We start from the raw sequence: 17,323 nt of genomic DNA, 5'->3' as shown, positions 1-17,323 counted from the left end.
ATGATCGACGCAGTCGGCAACCCGCAGAGCATCCTGCTCCTCGGCGGCACCTCCGAGATCGGCCTGGCCACCGTGCGCGCGTTCGCCGCGGACCGCCCGTTGCGGGTCGTGCTCGCCGCCCGCCCCGGCCCCCGGCTCGACGCCGCCCGCGCCGAGCTCGAGGCGCTCGGGTGCGGCGTGGAGACCGTCGAGTTCGACGCCAAGCACATCGAGACCCACCCCGAGGTCGTGAAGAAGGCCTTCGCGGGCGGGGACATCGACGTCGCCGTCGTCGCGTTCGGGCTGCTCGGCGACAACGAGAAGGCCTGGACCGACGTCGACCACGCCGTCGAGCTGGCGCAGGTCAACTACACCGCGACCGTCTCCACCGGGGTCGCGCTGGCCGAGCGGTTCCGCGAGCAGGGCCACGGCTCGCTCGTCGCGATCTCCTCGGTCGCCGGGGAGCGGGCCCGCCGCTCGAACTTCGTCTACGGCTCCACCAAGGCCGGGATGGACGCGTTCTACACCGGGCTGACCGAGGCGCTGCGCGAGTTCGGCGTGACCGTGACGATCGTCCGGCCCGGCTTCGTGCACTCGAAGATGACCGAGGGCCTCGACGCCGCACCGCTCGCGACGACCCCTCAGGCCGTCGCCGACGTCATCGTCGACGCCGTGCGGACGGGCAAGGAGCTGGTCTGGGCACCGGCGCCGATGCGCTTCGTGATGAGCGCCCTGCGCCACGTGCCCCGGCCGATCTTCCGCAAGCTCCCGATCTGATCCGCGGGGCGGCCTACCAGCCGTCGACGTGCAGGACGGTGTCGAGCGGCTGGCGCTTCGCGGGCTTGAACGTGTCACCGGTGTAGTACGCGACCGGCAGCAGGACGCCCTGCCGCACGTTCTCCGGGATGCCCAGCAGCTCGGCGATCTCCTTCTCGTACTGCAGGTGCAGCGTCGTCCAGGCGCTGCCCAGGCCGCGGGCGCGCAGCGCGAGCTGCAGGCTCCACGCGGCCGGCAGGAGCGACCCCCACATCCCGGCCTGGTTCGACGCCGGCAGTTCGGCCTTCGCGTTCATCGCGCCGATGACCAGCACCGGGACCTCGCCCATCCGGTCCGCGAGGTACTGCGCGCTGTCCGCGACGCGGAGCTGGGTGGCGTCGCGGTCGGCGTCGCCGTGGGAGCGGGTCGTCGGGTACTGCGAGGAGTTCCGGTAGGCGGTGAACGCCTTCCGGTAGTACTCGCCGACGGCCCTGCGCTTCTCGGCGTCGGTGAGCACCAGCCAGTGCCAGCCCTGCTGGTTGGAGCCGCTCGGGGCCTGCAGCGCGACCTCGAGGCTCTCCCGGACCACCTCCAGCGGGACCGGACGCTCCAGGTCCAGGCGCTTGCGGACCGATCGGGTGGTGGTGAGCAGCTCGTCGGGCCCGAGGGGCAGCACATCGCTCATGCCCTGCACGCTACGGCGCCGCCGGTCTCCTCGCGATGATCACCGCGCGCTCCCCCGCGCCCGCCTCGCACGTGAGGCGCCCCGCGGACCGCTGCGCACGGGTCGCGGCCAGACGCGGGTCGGCCCAGGTGGGGACACCGCCGTAGGGACCGCGGGTCAGCCCGTCGGAGCCCTCCCGGACGATCTCGAACCCGGCGTCGACGAGGATCTCCCGGATCCGCAGGTGCCCGCGCGGGACGCGGGGCGGCACCCAGCGGGCACCGGCCAGCTCACGGCCGCGGCCCTCGGCGTCGGCGACGACGACGAGTGCGTGCCCGCCCGGTTCGAGCGCCCGGAACCAGCCGCCCGGCCCGAGGTCACCGGCGAGCGCGGGGTCCGGGAGCCGGTCGAGCACCTCCACCGCGGTCAGCGACGCGACCGGACCCGGCAGGGCGTCGAGGCCCAGGTGCACGGGGCAGCCCGGCGCACCCGCGCGCATCTCCTGGGCCTCGGCCTCCGAGCCGGCCAGCCCCGAGACCGGGCCGAGCCGGGCCAGCCCGGCGAGCAGGGCCCCACCGGCGCCCGCGACGTCGAGGTAGGGGCCGCGGCCCAGGTGGTGGCGGGCCAGGCGCAGGTACCAGTGCAGCGCGGCCCGCTCCGGCGGTGCGGCACCGGCGGGCTCGGGCAGGTCGGCGAGGGGCGGGGTCGTGGGGATCATCGGTCCATCGCGTCGGTGGGCGGGGCCCGTCCTGGTCGCGACGGGCGGGCCCGTCCATTGTCACCGACGCGGCGCACCGCCGTGCCCGGGTACCGGCATCGCAGCGCGGTCGCCGGGCCCGTGCCCGGTCCGCCGCAGCCGGCGGACCCGGGCGGGGGGTCGTGCACGGCGGACACGACCGTGCCCCCGGACCACGACGGTGGTCCGGGGGCACGCCCGGTGTTCCCCGCTCCCCAGCGGCGTCTCAGGCCCCGTGTGCCGGCTTCTTCCGGCGGCGACGGGCCGCGGCCGCACCCGAGGCGGCGACGATCGGTGTCGCGGCGCTGGCATGGGCGTCGTCGCGACGACGACCGGCCCGCCCGCAGTTCTCGGCACCGGTCCGCGTGCCGGGCAGCGCCGACGCGGAGCGGATCGCCCGCGGCGCCGGGACGACACCGCGGTCGTCGGCGAGCCCGCGGGCCGCGATGTGCAGCGACCGCAGCCGCTCCATCCGGTCGACGCCGGTGGTGGTGCCGGTGCCCTCGACGACCGGGGTGAACAGGTCCCCGCCGGTGCCGGCGCCGCCGCTGCGCATCCGGGCGACGGCGACCAGGTCGGCGGACAGGTCGCTGTGCCCGGCGCCGTCGAAGTCGGCGGCACGGGCCGCGGCCAGGCGCTCCAGCACCCAGCGGGCCGAACCGGCCGGGGCCGGGACGTCGATCTCGGCCGCGGCGGGCACGTCGGCGGGGTCGGCCTCGGGGCGTCGCGGTGCCCGGGTGGGCAGCGCGGGCGCCGGGACGACGATCGGGTCGGCCGGGGCCGGCTCGGACGCCGGGGCGGTGGGCTCGGGCTCGGCGACCGGCGCGGACGGGGCCGCGACGGGCCGGACGACCGGCATGGCGGCGGTCAGCGCGTCGTCGGCGGGGGCCTGCTCCGGCGCCGTGGTGGGGGTCCAGCCCGAGGTCGTGGCGACGGCGGGGCCCGCCGGGCGGCGGCGGACCACCGGCAGCGCCTCGGTCACCGAGGGCACGTCGCCCTCCTGCATCGGCGCGAACGGCTGCGACGGCTGCGACGGCTGCGACGGCACGGACCGCGGCGCCACCCGCCGGGCGGGCACGGCCGGAGCCGCTGCGGCGGGATCGGCGGCCGGGGCGGCGGACACGACCGGCAGCACCGAGGTCACCGGCTCGTCGGTGATCATCGGCAGCACAAAGGTCTCCGGGTCACGGCGCGCCTCGTCGTTGTCCACGACGCGGCGGGCGGCCGGGACCGGGTCGGGGGCGACGACCGCCTCGACGGCCTCGGGGGCGGGCCGGGTCCGGCCCCGCATCCACCGGCGCGCGGGACGTTCGACGAGCGAGTACAGCAGGTGTGCCACGGGCAGAGTCCCCACGAAGACGGTGAGCGCGATCAGGTGCCCCGTCTCCCCGCCGCGGGGGAGGACACCGGAGTCGCTCAGGAACCAGAAGATCTCGAACATCGGGATGTGGACCAGGTAGAGGGCGTAGGAGATCCGCCCTCCGTGCACCATCGGGCCACGGGTCAGCAGGTGGTGCACCGGTCCGCGGTCGGCGAGCGCGAGGGCTCCGACCAGGATCGGGAAGGCGACGACGGCCAGGCCGTGCAGCCCGCCGCCGACGACGGACCCCGCCAGCAGGACGAACGGCACCGTGGCGACGGTGAACGTCGCCGTCGCCGAGGCCGCGGAGCGGACCCGCTCGGTGGCGCGCAGCCGCCGCACGGCCAGCATCGCCAGGACACCGGCGGAGAACCCGCCGAGGATCCGGACCAGCCAGCTGTACGGGTAGTACGGCGACCCGACCACGAGGAACGCGGCCGCCATCGGCGCGGTGCACAGCAGCGACCCCGCCGCCAGCACCGCGAACGGCAGGTTCCGCAGCCGGAAGAACCCGAGCGCCAGCAGCGGGAACAGCAGGTAGGCCAGCCACTCGGCACTGATCGACCACGTCGGGCCGACCCAGGACGCGCCGTCGAGGTACTGCTCGTCCCACATCTGCACGAGGAACAGCTGCTCGAGCCACGCGCCGACGCCGAACGACGGCTGCACCGCCTGGTAGGCGACGTCGGTCGTCGACCCGAACACCAGCCGCGCCACCAGCCAGACGCCGAAGAGGTGGAACACCACCGCGTAGGCGGGCCACATCCGCGCCGCGCGGGCCCACACGAACCCGCCCGCGTCCCGCAGTCGCAGCCGCGGGCCGAGCTGGTCGAGGTAGGTCCAGGCGATGACGAAGCCGCTCAGGACGAAGAACAGGTCGACGCCGAGCGCACCCTGTGTGATCAGCGGTCCGAGCCAGCCGTTCACCGTCTCCACACCCGCCATCGGGGTGAAGTGGAAGTGGAACGCGACGACCCAGAGCGCGGCGACGATCCGAAGACCGGTCAGCGCGAGCACCTCACCGCCACCGTTGCCTCCACATCGGACGGACGAACCCCCCTGTTCCGGGGTGGTGCCGCCGGCGGCGGACGCGGCGGTGGCCGGGTCGTCGGCCGTCGCTCGCGAATCGGTGCAGATGCTCACACCGGGGCCAACGAGGCGAGATCACCACCGTCACCGGTGACACCCGAACAGTGCCCGAATGTCGCAGCTGGTCACACACAGTGATCGAAACCCGGAGTGACCGACCTTGAGACCTCGGGTGGGTGGACTACGCCGGACGGGTGGACGGTCGGGGGTCACGGGGGGATCACAGTTGATCACCGGGTGGCGTCTAGCCTCGGTCGTGTGCTGACCGCCGACACGGAGGCGGATCCCCGTCCGGGATCCGGCCCCACCGACCGCCGGTCGCGTCCGACCGACCGCCTGCTCGCCGCCGCGCTGGGCCTGCTCTCGGCGGTGCTGGCGCTGGCGATCCCGTTCCTGCCGGTCGTGCAGAACACGGCGACCGTCAGCTGGCCGAACGCCACGACCGGCACCGCGCCGCTGAACGCCCCCCTGGTCGCGTACCGGCCGGAGAGCCTGACCGCGACGATCGGCTGCGACGCGATCCGCAGCCTCGACGACCGCGAACCCGACCGCGCGACCGTGCTGTCCACGACGCCCACCGGCGCCCCGGACGGCGACACGGTCGGGCTGCGCATCGCCGTCGCCGACGGGGTCGTCACCCTCGACAACCGCGGTCAGCGCATCGCCACCGCGCCGCTGCCCCCGCCGGGCGCGCCCTGCGCGCTCACGTTCACCTCGGACTTCGACGCGACCACGGCGACCCTGGGCGGGGCCACCCTCTACGAGTTCGCCGGCGACGGCCGTCCGCAGCTCACCGGGATCTACTCCGACCTCGACGCGGCCCGCGACCCGATGGGCGGCACGAGCGTCCGGTTCGACACCGACAACCGTTACGACACCGACGCCTCGACGCTCAAGCTCGGCGCGGGCGGTGTCGCGATCGTCGCGCTGTTCGGCTCGCTGTTCTTCCTGCGCCGGATCGACGACGCCGACGCCCGCCGCGTCGTGCACGGCCGCCGGCTGGCGCGCCGGCTGCGCGGGCAGGACGACCTGCGCGACGCCGTCGTCGTCGGCGTACTGGTCGTGTGGGCCCTCATCGGGTCGATGACCAGCGACGACGGCTACATCCTCGACATCTCCCGGGGCAACGACACCGCCGGCTACATCGGCAACTACCACCGCTGGTTCGACGTCCCCGAGGCGCCGTTCGGCTGGTTCTACCAGCTGTACTCGCTGTGGAGCGGGGTCTCGGAGTCCGTGCTGTGGCTGCGCATCCCGGCGCTGGCGATGGGCGTCGCGTCCTGGTTCCTGATCAGCCGGGCGCTGCTGCCGCGCCTCGGCACCCGGGTCCGGCGCAGCCGCTCCGCGAGCTGGGCCGCGGCCGGGGTGTTCCTGTGCTTCTGGCTGCCGTTCAACAACGGGCTCCGCCCGGAGACCGTCGTCGTGATCGCGGCGCTGGTGTCGTTCGTGATGCTGGAGCGCGCCCTGGCCACCCGGCGGCTGCTGCCGGTCGCGGGGGCACTCGTCGCGGGGGCGTTCGCCGTCGCGGCGACGCCGACCGGTCTCATCGCGCTGGCCCCGTTCCTGGCCGCGGCCCGGCCGCTGCTGCGGCTGTTCACCGAGCGGATCCGCACCACCGGGTGGACGGCCACCCTCGGGCCACTGCTCGCGGCCGGGCTGATCGTGCTCACCGCCGTCTTCGGCGACCAGACCCTCGCCACCGTCGCCGAGGCCACCCGGGTCCGCCAGGACATCGGCCCGAACCTGCCCTGGTACCAGGAGCTCGCCCGCTACGACCTGCTGTTCAGCGACAGCCGCGACGGCTCGCTGCAGCGCCGCTTCCCGGTCCTGCTGCTGTGGCTGTGCATGATCGTCTCGACGATCGTGCTGCTGCGCCGCGGCCGCATCCCGGGCGCCGCGCTCGGGTTCTCCCGGCGGCTGCTCACGAGCACCGCGCTGTCGTTCGCGGTGCTGGCACTGACCCCCACGAAGTGGACGCACCACTTCGGCGCGTTCGCCGCGCTCGCCTCGGGCGTCGCGGCGCTGGCCGCGCTGGCGACGAGCACCGGTGTGCTGCGCTCGCGGCGCAACCAGGCGCTGTTCCTCGGCGCGGTGCTCGCGGTGACCGGTCTGGCGTTCCGCGGCCCGAACACCTGGTGGTACGTCTCGAACTGGGGCGTGCCGTGGTTCGACAAGCCGGTGTCGGTGAGCGGGATCCAGGCGACGACGGTGCTGCTGGTCCTGGCGTTCCTGTCGCTCGTCGTCGCCGGGGTGGAGCACCTGCGCTCGACCTCCGGGGTGCCGCGCCCGGTCCGGCGGACCCTCGGGCGTCGGCGCGGCCGGATCGGCACCGCCCAGGCCGTCCGGCTCGGGTCGGCGCCGATCGCGGTGATCTGCGCGTTCATGGTGCTGTTCCAGGTCGCCTCGATGGCCAAGGGCATGGAGAAGCAGGAGGGCTCCTACTCCCTGGGCGCCGACATCCTCACCGACCCGACCGGGTCGCGCTGCGGGCTCGCCGGGCGCATCCAGGTCGAGACCGACCCGGCCGCGAACGTGCTGCCCGTCGCGCCGGAACCGGCCGGCGTCCCCGATCCCGGTCCGCTGGCCGAGGGCTTCACGCCGGACGGCCTGCCCCCGACCGGGCCGGGGTCGCTGCGCGACAACTCCGGCGACGGCGACGACCGGCCCGGCGTCACCGGCACCGGCCCGCTGGGTGGGCCGGTCATGGGCAGCTGGTCGCCGAACCCGGAGAACGTCGGCGACTACCGCTCGGTGTGGCACGCGCTGCCCGCCGCGGCCCGCGACGGCTCCGCGCCGCTGGTGCTCGGCGTCGCCGGGACGATCGGCGGCGGCAACACGGTCACGCTGCAGTTCGCCCGCGACGGCGCCGTCGTCGACGAGTTCGAGCCCGGCGGGGCCGTCACCAGCACCTCGGATTACTCCGGCGGAGCCTCGGGCGGCCAGGGGTGGCGGGACCTGCGCGTCGACCTGGCGGGCCGTCCGGCCGCCGACGCCGACCGGGTGCGGGTGGTCGTGTCCGACCGCGGCATCGGGGCCGGGTCGTGGGTCGCCGTCGCCCAGCCCCGGGTCCCGCGGCTGACCCCGCTGACCACGATCGCCGCCCGCGGCACCGCGTACCTGGACTGGGCGACGTCGTTCGTGCACCCCTGTGTGAAGCGCTTCGGCGTGCACCGGGGCATCGCCGACGTACCGGTGTTCCGGATGCTCGCCGACCCGCAGCAGCGCACCGTCGCCGACGAGTGGGGCCGCAGCCGGTTCGGCGGCCCCCAGGGCTGGCTGCTCCGGACCGCCGCCCAGCGCTACGTCCCGACCTACCTTCCCGGGGCCTGGGACTTCGACTGGGGCCAGATCCGGCTCGTCGAGCCCTACGACCCGCGGGCGGTCCCGGCCCCGGTGCAGGAGGGCGACCGGACCCTGTGGGGCTGGCAGCAGGTCGGGCAGGCCGGGGCCCCGTCGCCGGACCCGACGCCGCTGCCGGGCTGAGGCCCCGGCAGACTCCGTGATGTCCGATCCGAGAAGTGAGGCGAGAGCGAGAGCCATGCTGGACACCGCCCGGCCCCTCCGCGGGGGCGAGCCCGCCCCGGCCGACGACCCCGCCGGCGGGACCCGCCCCGGACGGCTGGTCGTGCAGCGTGGCCCCTTCACCGGGCCGACGCACCTGGTGCCCGAGGACCTCTACGCCGAGGTCCTGCGCGGCGCCGCCCGCCGCGAGCGGGACCTGATCGAGCTGGTCCCGGCCACCCACGTCACCACCAACACCTACTGGGGGCGGCTGCACGCCACCTACTGGCAGCGCTGGACCGCGGTGCCCGAGGTCCGGGTGACGCTGCGCGCCGCGGGCCGCGGCCGGGTGTGGCTGATGGCCTCGGACACCAACAAGGTCGCCCGTGCCGTCGCCACCACCGGGGTCGACGCCACCGGGAGCACCACCGTCGAGCTGACCGGGGCGATCGACCGCTTCGTCGACGGCGGTGGGCTCTGGCTGGAGTTCGCGACCGACACCGGCACGCTGACCGTGTCCGACGTCGAGTGGACCGTCGCGGTGCCCCGCCCGCCGCGGCCCACCTCGATCACGATCTGCACCTACAACCGCGTCGAGGACTGCCTGGACACGCTGCAGGCGCTGCTCGACGACCCGGCCGCACTGGCCCGCGTCGCGATCGTCCGCGTGGTCGACCAGGGCAGCGACCCGCTGGAGTCGCGCGACCGGTTCGCGCCGCTGGCGGCCGCGTTCGGCGACCGGCTCGCCTACCAGCGCCAGCCCAACCTGGGCGGCGCGGGCGGCTTCACCCGCGGCCTGTACGAGGCGACCGCGGGCGACCCGGCCGACGACCACGACGTCCTGCTCATGGACGACGACGTGCTCCTCGACCCGGAGATCGTCGTCCGGCTGACCGGGTTCGCCGCCTGCACCACCGCGCCGACGATCGTCGGCGGGCAGATGCTGAACCTGCTGCACCCGGGCCACGTCCACATCACCGCCGAGTACGCCGAGCCCGAGAAGCTCCGCGTCGGCAAGCCCGTCCCCGGTGCCCTGGAGGAGGGCTTCCTCCTCGGCCGCGACGAGCGGCTGCTGCCGATCGTGCAGGAGCAGCGGGTCGACACCGAGTACAACGGCTGGTGGTCCTGCCTGATCCCCGCGCCGATCGTGCGGGCCGTCGGCTACCCGCTGCCGCTGTTCTTCCAGTGGGACGACGTCGAGTTCGGCTACCGCGCCCGCGAGCGCGGCTTCGCCACGGTGTCGCTGCCCGGGGCCGGCGTGTGGCACGCCGACTTCGGCTGGAAGGACTGGGACGAGTGGCACCGCTACTTCAACCAGCGCAACGGCCTGATCACCGCCGCCCTGCGGACCGGCTTCGACCGGCGCACGGTGTCCGCGACGGTCGTCGAGCTGCTGGCCCAGTACCTGGTCGCGATGCAGTACGGGCTGGCCGCGACGCTGCTGACGGCGGTGGAGGACTTCCTGCGCGGCCCGTCGGTGCTCGACGACGGCTCCGCCTCCGCGGCGGCGGAGATCCGCCGGATCCGCGCCGCCTACCCCGAGACGACGGCCGTGCCGCTGGCGGAGGCCGGGCTCGACGTGCGCGAGTCCGTGGTGCACCTCGCCGGGGGCAAGCCGTCGAAGATCGTGCGGACCTGGGTGAAGCGCGCCCTGCTGCAGGCAACCGGGCGGGTGCCGTTCCGTTCCGGGATGGTCCCGGCCGGTGAGGCGCACTGGTGGCACGTGTCGCTGTTCGAGCGCGCGATCGTCACCGACATGGCCGAGAACGGCGTCCGCATCCGGACCCGCGACCAGGAGCGGCTGCGCGAGCTCACCACCCGCGGGGTGCACACGGTGCGCCGGCTGTGGAACGAGGGGCCGCAGGTCGCCCGGGAGTGGAAGGCCGCGGAGCCGCGGCTCACCTCGCGGGAGACCTGGGCGCGGCTCTACGACGCGGGCTGACCGGCCCGGGGCGGCGGCTCACGGCGTGATCCCGACGGCCTCGGCGGTACGCCGGTGGACGAGCTCGGCGAGTGCCGCGTCCCGCGCCGTCCGCGACGGCGTCGCGGGACGCGAGGATGCGAAGTACCCGTCGCCGGCCGCCGGTGCCGGCCGGGAGGTGGCCAGCATGAGGGGGGTCGCGACGCCCTCCTCCACAGTGCGCGCGAACAGCCGCGTCAGCGGTGCGACCAGCGCCATCGCCCCGCCGGCCGTGCCGGTGAACCCGGTCCGGACCATGCCGGGGTCGGCGTTGTAGACCCGCAGGCCCGGTGCCGACCGGGAGAACCCGTTCATGGCCAGCAGGGCGAGCAGCTTGCTCGTCGCGTAGACCCGGTTCTGGGACCACCGACGCCCGGCCCACGACGTGCCCCGCACATCCGGATCGGTCGGGGCGACCCGCCCCTGCTTCTCCATGAAGCTCGACATCGTGATCACCCGTGCCTCCGGGACCAGCACACCGTTCGCGGCGAGGGCGTGGCTGAGCAGGACGGGTGCGTGCAGGTTGAGGGCGTGGGTCCGTTCGACCCCGTCCGGGGTGAGGGCGTAGCGGTCGAAGGCGGCCCCTGCGTTGTTGACCAGCACGTCGACGCGGTGGCCGTCGGCCGCCAGGGCGACGGCGAGCCCACGGACCTCGGCGTGCCGGGACAGGTCCGCCTCGTAGCGGCCCACCACGCGATGCCCGCCCAGCTCGTCGGCGGTGCGGCGGACGCGGCGCGCGTCGCGTCCGACGACGATCACGTCTGCTCCGCGCCCGACCAGGTCCCGTGCCATCGCACGTCCCATCCCCGACGTCGCCCCGGTGACGACCACCGTGACGCCGTCCATCCCACCGGTCACCGCCGGTCACCGCCGCCTGCGGCTCGCCCGGTCCCGTCCGGATCCAGAACTCGGTTCAGCAGATCCGCCAGCGTCCTCCGATCGGCGGGCGGGAGGGCCGCGACCGACGACGCGTCACGGCACCAGGCGTCCGCCCGATCACGCAGCTCGCACCCCGTCGGGGTGAGCTGCACGAGCTTCGCACGGCGGTCCCGGGGATGCGGCGAGCGAACGACGACCCCGTGGCGTTCCAGGCGGTCCACCAACGAGGTCACGGTGGAGGCATCGCAACCGAGCCGATCGGCCAGGGCCCGGCTGGTGAGTCCGTCCGGCTCGCGGGCGAGGCGCCACAGGAGACCGATCTGGGCATCGGTGAGGTCGAGGCCGTCGCACACCGTCCGCAGGTCGTCGCGGATCCGGTCACCCGCGGCGAGTATCCGGTCGATCAGCTCACGCGCTCCGTCGTCGTCCACGGCTCGAATATACATGGATCATCCAGTAGTCGGAGTGTCCAAGTAATCGGTCGGTGACCGGTCTCAGCCCAGGAAGTCCCGTCCGGTGTAGTCCTTGTCGGCCAGGGTCGGCAGCCGCTCCCAGCCCCACCGTCGCTGCGTGCCGACGGTGAGGTCCCAGCCGTCGGTCGGGTGCTCGTAGCGCACCCGCTCGACGTGCGCGGGCGCGAACATCGCGCGCCCGCCGGGCGGGTCGAGCCGCGAGGGCAGCTCGTCGAAGGTCGCGGTGCGGCCGATCCCGGCGAGCGTCCCGCCGTTCGCCGGGAAGAACGCGGTGGCCTCGGTCGCGCCCTCCAGGTCGTCGCCGGTGCGCAGCCGCCACTGCGGGGCCTGCGCGATGCCGTGGCGCACCGCGATCTGGTCCTGGCAGGGCCACAGCACCGCCGAGGCCTGGTCGGCGAACACCGGGGCGTCGCCGAGCACCGTGCGGGCGGGCAGGTCGCGGGCGGGCTGCGGGGCGCCGACGGCGAGCCAGGTGTCGGGGCCGTCGGTCCGGTCGTCGACGACGAGCCGGACCCGGTCGGCGGGCGCGGGCAGGGTGACCACCACGTCCCGCCAGTCGCCGGTCCGCTCCCCCGGCAGGTCGACCGTGACGGTGCCCGCGCCGGTGTAGACCCGGACGGTCTGGTCGCTCCGCAGGTCCCCGGTCAGCGGCAGGAGCAGCCGGGTGGTCCCGGCCGGGACGGGGAACCAGCCGGCGTCGAGGGTGCCGGTGCCGGCGTCCTCGGTGTGCCAGACGGGGCCGGGGATCGACGGGCGGTCGGGCGGCGGGCCGTCCCGCATCACCCCGGTGAGGCGGGGCGGGTCGCTGGGGAGCGCGGGCGTCGCGTCACCGGGGACGGTGACGGTCAGCGCGTCGGCCAGCCCGCAGCCGTCGCCGGTCAGCATGGCGAGGTTCATCGAGGCCACCGACGCGCCGGGGGCCTGGCGTACCGGGGCGACGACGAACACCGCGAGCATCAGCGCGACGCCGCCCGCCGTGGCGACGCGCAGCACCGCCCGGTCCGGCCGGGGCGTGCTCCCCCGCCGCCGGGCCCACCACAGCGCGGCGGCGACCACGAGCAGCCACAGCAGCGGGCTGCGCAGGTACAGCGGTCCGAGGTGCGGTGCGAGGACCTGCTGGTGGATCGGGGCGTCGACGACCGAGTGGTTCCCGAACGGCTGTCCCCAGTCGGAGAACGGGCGCCACAGGTTCGGGCCGGCGTAGATCACCGCGGCGACGACGCCGAGCACGGCCGTCCCCACCGCGACGAGCCGGGCCGGGGCGCGCCGCGGCAGCGGACCGCGGGCGAGCGCGATGCCGAGCAGCAGCGTCGCGGGGGCGGCGACGGCGCCGAAGTGGTTGACCCACTTCGTCGGGCTGACGGCGACGGCGACGAGGCCGAGCGCGGTCGCGGCGAGCGCGAACCCGAGCGCCGAGCCGAGTGGGCCGCCGGTGCCGCGGCGCGTCGCGAGCCGCACCGCGCCCAGCGCGACGACGGCGACGGTCAGCAGGACCGGCAGGCGTCGTCCCCAGGTGCCCTGGTCGTCGGGGCCCAGCAGGTTCGCGTAATGGACGAACTCCGCATACCACTGGTACTGGAAGTAGTACCAGCGGTGCACGGCGAACGACTCGCGGACGTCGGCGAGGGTCTGGTCGGCCAGCCCGAGCGGCACGGCCGCGCTCGCGGCGGCGAACGCGACGGCGGCCGTCGCGAGCCGGGTGGCCCACGGCGCGTGCGCGAGGTGCCACCACACCAGCGGCAGCGCGAGCAGCAGCGGCATCGCGGCGACCAGCGCGGTCGGCGCGGTCGTCACCCCCACCACCGCGACGACGACGGCCGGCGCGAGCAGCCCGACCGCCCCGGTGCGGCGGGCGGCGGCGACGAGCAGCAGCACCCCGGCGGCGGCCGCGGTCCCGGCGGGCTCGGGGCGCAGCGCGATGCCGTAGGGCAGGAACCAGGCCAGGTGCGCGACGGCGAGCGCGGCGACCACCCCGGGCCGGACGCCGGCCCGGCCCGCGAGCGCGGCGAGGGCGTACCGCAGCAGCACCCAGGTCAACAGGCCCAGCACGACCGGCACCACGCGCAGCGGCCCGAGGCCCCAGCCGACGAGGCTCCCCCACCACTGCAGCAGGTACTGGCTGGTCGCGAACGGCGCCTCGGTGACGTCGAGCTGGTAGATCGCGTTGCCGATGGTCCCGGTCCGCGCGCCCTGGCGGGCCATCAGCGCGTACCAGGAGTCGTCGATGTTGAGCGGCCCGAGCACCGCCCAGGCACAGCTCACGACCAGCACCACGAGGTCGGCCGGGCCGGGGCGGACGGGCGCGTCGAACACCCGGCGGGTGCCGGTCCAGGTCCGCACGGCGACGGCGAGGGTGGCGGCCAGCGCGAGCAGGTGCGCGACGAGCAGCGCGACCTTCAGCGGCGACGGCGACGACGCGTAGCGCGCGTCGGTGTGCAGGGTGACCGCGAGCCCGGCCGCGGCGGGCCCGGTGACGTCGGTGGCGAGCTCGGCGACCTGCGGCGGTGCGATGTCGAGGCGCTCGGCGAGGATCGCGCCGTCGCGGGCGACGACGGTGCCCCCGTCCGCGGAGGTCACCTCGAACACGCAGCCCGACCCGGCGGGCGCGGTGGCGAGCACCCGGTCGCCGGTGCGCAGCGTGAGCGTCCCGCCGGCCACGCTCGCGACGAAGCCCGGCGCGGTCACCGGGTTCTCCTCGGCGGCGGGCATCGTCCGCAGCACGTCGCCCTCGCCCAGGGCGGCCGCCGCGGCGCACGGGACGGTCGCGGAGAACTCCAGCGGCCGGTACGGCGAGAGCGGCAGCACCGTGCTCGCCGGTGCCTGTCCCGCCCGGGGCCAGGTGACGACCGGGTCCTCGGCGTCGACGGGGGCGAGCGCGGCGGCCAGGCCGAGCAGGCAGGTGACGACGCCGAGCAGGAGCAGCAGCGGCCCCCGGCGGGCGGGGCTCACTCGAAGATCTGCTTCCAACCGTCCTTGCCGGTCAGCACGGGCGCCGCCGCCCGGTAGCGGGCACGCAGGCCGTCCCAGTCCGCGGCGACGGCGCGGTGCAGCCGGAACGACTCCGCGACCATCTCCTTGAACATCGCCGGGTCACGACGGCGGAAGGTCACCCCGCGGCCGTCCGGGGTGGACACCGTCGCGGAGTCCAGGCCGGCCAGGACGAACCACTGGGCGTTCTTCCACGGCACGTTGCGCTGCGGGCGCTCGCGCAGCGCCGGGTCCGGGGTGCGCAGGTTGCGCAGCACCCCGCGGGCGAGTCCGACCGCGGCCTTCGCCCGGCCCACCGGGGGCTTCGGGAACAGCTGGGCGCCCAGCGCGTCGAGGTCGGCGAGCGGCACCTCGGTCGCGGAGTCGAGCGGGCGGCCGTCGTCGTACTGCGCCCGCAGGGCCCGGATCTCGTCGAGCACCACGGGCAGCTTCGGGAACAGCGCCTCGGGGCCCGCCAGGAAGTCGGTGAAGCCCTTGATCTGCAGCGCGACCGCCGAGTACTCCATGAGCATCAGGTGGCGCAGGGTGCGCTTGAAGGTCTCCTTCAGCATCGCGCGCGGGTCGTCGGGGCCGTGCAGGGCCGCGGCGACGAGCCGGTTGCGGTAGTGGAAGTAGGCCTGCCAGTCCGAGGAGTCGTCCTTCTCGATGAAGGACATGTGCCAGATCGCGACGCCCGGGACGGTCGCCGTGCGGAACCCGGCGGCGCGGGCCCGCAGGCCGTACTCGGCGTCGTCCCACTTGATGAACAGCGGCAGCGGCAGCCCGAGCTGCTCCGCGGCGCGGCGCGGGATCAGGCACATCCACCAGGCGTTGTAGTCGACGTCGACGCGGCGGTGCAGCCAGCGGGTCTGGCGCAGGGTGCGGGCGGCGAGGTCGTGGTGGGCCTCGGTGTCCGGGGCGGGGCGCCACAGGAACTGGTTGCGGTCGACGACCTCGCCCATGGTGGACAGCTGCGAGCGCGCCTGCAGCGACAGCATCTGCCCGCCGACGAGCATCGGCTCGCGGGAGAACCGGCTGAACGCGATCGCGCGGAGCACCGACTCGGGCTCGAGCAGGATGTCGTCGTCCATGTAGAGGACCTGCTCGCAGTCGATCCCGCCCGCGTGCGGGCCGGTGCCGTGCAGGACCTCGTACATGATCCGGGCGTAGCCGCCGGAGCCGCCCAGGTTGGGCTGGTCGATGATCCGCAGCCGGTCCCCGAGCGCGGCCGCGGCCTGCTCGTAGCCGGCCTCGTCGCGGACCTTGCGCGTGCCCTGGTCGGGGAGGATCACCGCGGTGATCGCCTCGAGCACCTGCGGGTCGGAGCCGAGCGCGGTGAGGGTGGCGACGCAGTCGGCGGGCCGGTTGAACGTCGGCATCCCGACGACGACGGCCGCGCGGCCGGGCGCGTCGTGCGGGGCGTGCCAGCCGCCGCCGTGCAGGGTCAGGTCGGCGTCGTCGGTGGACAGGTCGAACCAGTACCAGCCGCCGTCCTCGAAGGGGCGCAGGTCCAGTTCCAGGGTGACCCGGCGGCGGCCCTCGACGACCTCACCGGCGACGACGATCTGCGACCCGTCGGCCTTGGTGCGGTAGACGTCGACGCGGCCCGAGCCCTCCAGGTCCAGGCGCAGCTCGATGCTGGTGAGCGTGGACCAGGCCCGCCAGTAGCCGGCGGCGAAGGCGTTGAAGTAGGCGCCGAAGGAGACCTCGGTGGCCGCGGGGACGGTGGCGCTGGTGCGGTCCAGGATGCGGGTGCGGCGGCCGCCGATGGTCGACACGGTCAGCGAGAGCGGGCGCGCGTCCTCGTCGGCGAGCGGCTCGACCGGGGCGAGCGTGGTGCCGGGGCGCTCGTCGAGGTAGAGCGCGCGGACGGCGGTGGGGTCGGCGGGCCGGGGCAGGACCACCCGCTGCAGCAGCGTCTCGCCGCTGGTCGTGGCCGGGGTGGTGGGGGACACCTGACCTCGCTGGTCCGTCGTGGTCATCGCAGGAGCTGCCTCTGTCGTCGCGGGGGCGCGGGGGTCCCGGGCGGCGGCGCTGCCGGTCCGCCCGGGTCCGGGTGGAGTCGTGCGCGAGCGTAGCCGCGCGCGGTGCGGGAGCCGGGAGGCGGGCGGGCGCGGCGGGGAAGCGGTGTGGATCGTCCGGTTCTCCGCCGCGCCGCGTGCCAGACTGACGACATGAACGAACCGGCCCGGCGGGCGGAGGTCGCAGCGGTGCTGCGCGGCGCCGGGGCGCGGTTCGCGTTCGTCCACGGCAGCCGGGCGGCCGGTGGCCGCCCGCGGGCGGCCTCCGACCTCGACGTGGCGGCCTGGTGGCGGGACTCCGCCCCGGCGTCGTTCGAGGTCGACCTCCCCGACGACGTGGACCTGCTCGTCCTGAACTCCGCGCCCCTGGAGCTCGCCGGCCGGGTGGCGATGGACGGCGAGCTGCTCCTCGACGACGACCCGCCCGCACGGGTGCGCTGGGTCGCGACCACCCGCAAGATCTACGCCGACGAGCTGCCCCGGATCACCCGCGCGCACCGGGAGTTCCTCGACGCCGTGCGGGGCGGGCATGGTCGATGAGGCGCGGGTGGCCCGGCTGCTCCGGTCGGTCACCGACGACCTCGCCGTCCTGCGGGCGGAGTCGGCCGCGGACCGCGACCGGCGGGCCGACCGGCTGTGGCTCAGCGGGGTCAAGTACCTGTTCGTGACGGCGATCGAGGGCTGCGTCGACGTCGCCCAGCACGTGTGCTCGTCCGAGGGGTGGGGCCCACCCGCGACGAACGCCGACGCGGTGCGGCTGCTCGGCCGGCACGGTTTCGTCGACGACGACGTCGCACAGCAGGTCGCCCGGGCGGTCGGCTTCCGCAACGTGCTCGTGCACGACTACGTGGACGTCGACGACGACATCGTCGTCGCCCGGCTCGCGGACCTGTCGGACCTCGACGCGTTCGTCGCCGCGGTCGCCGCCCGGCTCTGAG

12 protein-coding genes are annotated in these 17,323 nt (G+C 75.3%); 5 read left to right on the top strand and 7 right to left on the bottom strand.

Going from position 1 to position 17,323, the window contains the following annotated elements; genetic code table 11:
- Positions 1–756 carry a decaprenylphospho-beta-D-erythro-pentofuranosid-2-ulose 2-reductase gene (locus tag DMP17_RS27620; RefSeq protein ID WP_337831033.1) on the top strand — a complete coding sequence of 252 codons (756 nt, stop codon included), beginning with the start codon at positions 1–3 and terminating at the stop codon, positions 754–756.
- A 13-nt stretch (positions 757–769) separates the two neighbouring features.
- Here DMP17_RS27620 and DMP17_RS27615 read toward each other — a convergent pair whose 3' ends face one another.
- The 3 genes from DMP17_RS27615 to DMP17_RS27605 all read right to left on the bottom strand — a co-directional run bounded on the left by DMP17_RS27615 (position 770) and on the right by DMP17_RS27605 (position 4,512).
- Positions 770–1,420, bottom strand: a complete 651-nt coding sequence (locus DMP17_RS27615; protein ID WP_226354587.1) for a nitroreductase family protein — start codon at positions 1,418–1,420, stop codon at positions 770–772.
- A 10-nt stretch (positions 1,421–1,430) separates the two neighbouring features.
- Entirely contained in the window at positions 1,431–2,117 is a 687-nt protein-coding gene (locus DMP17_RS27610) for a hypothetical protein (protein WP_226368133.1), read from the bottom strand.
- Between the two features lie 244 nt (positions 2,118–2,361).
- Positions 2,362–4,512, bottom strand: a complete 2,151-nt coding sequence (locus DMP17_RS27605; protein ID WP_337831032.1) for an acyltransferase family protein — start codon at positions 4,510–4,512, stop codon at positions 2,362–2,364.
- A 330-nt stretch (positions 4,513–4,842) separates the two neighbouring features.
- Here DMP17_RS27605 and DMP17_RS27600 point away from each other — a divergent pair, with 330 nt between their 5' ends.
- Both DMP17_RS27600 and DMP17_RS27595 read left to right on the top strand, forming a co-directional pair.
- Positions 4,843–8,067: an arabinosyltransferase domain-containing protein gene (locus DMP17_RS27600; protein WP_337831031.1), complete on the top strand. Its 3,225-nt coding sequence runs from the start codon at positions 4,843–4,845 to the stop codon at positions 8,065–8,067.
- 55 nt (positions 8,068–8,122) lie between these two features.
- Entirely contained in the window at positions 8,123–10,027 is a 1,905-nt protein-coding gene (locus tag DMP17_RS27595; RefSeq protein WP_226368130.1) for a glycosyltransferase, read from the top strand.
- Between the two features lie 18 nt (positions 10,028–10,045).
- Here DMP17_RS27595 and DMP17_RS27590 read toward each other — a convergent pair whose 3' ends face one another.
- The 4 genes from DMP17_RS27590 to DMP17_RS27575 form a co-directional block, all read right to left on the bottom strand.
- Positions 10,046–10,903, bottom strand: coding sequence for an SDR family NAD(P)-dependent oxidoreductase (locus DMP17_RS27590; protein ID WP_337831030.1), 858 nt, complete (start codon positions 10,901–10,903; stop codon positions 10,046–10,048).
- Positions 10,900–11,355 (bottom strand): MarR family winged helix-turn-helix transcriptional regulator, encoded by a 456-nt coding sequence (locus tag DMP17_RS27585; protein ID WP_226368128.1) that lies wholly within the window; start codon positions 11,353–11,355, stop codon positions 10,900–10,902. Before DMP17_RS27585 ends, DMP17_RS27590 begins: the two co-directional genes overlap by 4 nt.
- A gap of 63 nt (positions 11,356–11,418) precedes the next feature.
- Positions 11,419–14,346 (bottom strand): arabinosyltransferase domain-containing protein, encoded by a 2,928-nt coding sequence (locus DMP17_RS27580; RefSeq protein WP_337831029.1) that lies wholly within the window; start codon positions 14,344–14,346, stop codon positions 11,419–11,421.
- Entirely contained in the window at positions 14,343–16,346 is a 2,004-nt protein-coding gene (locus tag DMP17_RS27575) for a glycosyltransferase (RefSeq protein WP_062399243.1), read from the bottom strand. The genes DMP17_RS27580 and DMP17_RS27575 overlap by 4 nt, the downstream gene beginning before the upstream one ends.
- Positions 16,347–16,538: 192 nt before the next feature.
- Between DMP17_RS27575 and DMP17_RS27570 the strand changes: the two genes are divergently transcribed.
- Positions 16,539–16,925, top strand: a complete 387-nt coding sequence (locus DMP17_RS27570) for a nucleotidyltransferase domain-containing protein (RefSeq protein ID WP_337831028.1) — start codon at positions 16,539–16,541, stop codon at positions 16,923–16,925.
- Entirely contained in the window at positions 16,915–17,322 is a 408-nt protein-coding gene (hepT, locus tag DMP17_RS27565; protein ID WP_226368126.1) for a type VII toxin-antitoxin system HepT family RNase toxin, read from the top strand. The genes DMP17_RS27570 and hepT overlap by 11 nt, the downstream gene beginning before the upstream one ends.
- Position 17,323: the final 1 nt, after the last annotated feature.

The organism is Pseudonocardia sp. TMWB2A (assembly GCF_017312135.1).
This window is presented reverse-complemented; position numbering and strand designations above follow the sequence as displayed.

Excerpts from the sequence above, each read along its gene's own strand:
- DMP17_RS27615 (WP_226354587.1), bottom strand. The coding sequence starts at position 1,420 with ATGAGCGATGTGCTGCCCCTCGGGCCCGACGAGCTGCTCACCACCACC.
- DMP17_RS27570 (WP_337831028.1), top strand. The coding sequence starts at position 16,539 with ATGAACGAACCGGCCCGGCGGGCGGAGGTCGCAGCGGTGCTGCGCGGC.
- DMP17_RS27595 (WP_226368130.1), top strand. The coding sequence starts at position 8,123 with ATGCTGGACACCGCCCGGCCCCTCCGCGGGGGCGAGCCCGCCCCGGCC.
- hepT (WP_226368126.1), top strand. The coding sequence starts at position 16,915 with ATGGTCGATGAGGCGCGGGTGGCCCGGCTGCTCCGGTCGGTCACCGAC.
- DMP17_RS27610 (WP_226368133.1), bottom strand. The coding sequence starts at position 2,117 with ATGATCCCCACGACCCCGCCCCTCGCCGACCTGCCCGAGCCCGCCGGT.
- DMP17_RS27620 (WP_337831033.1), top strand. The coding sequence starts at position 1 with ATGATCGACGCAGTCGGCAACCCGCAGAGCATCCTGCTCCTCGGCGGC.
- DMP17_RS27575 (WP_062399243.1), bottom strand. The coding sequence starts at position 16,346 with ATGACCACGACGGACCAGCGAGGTCAGGTGTCCCCCACCACCCCGGCC.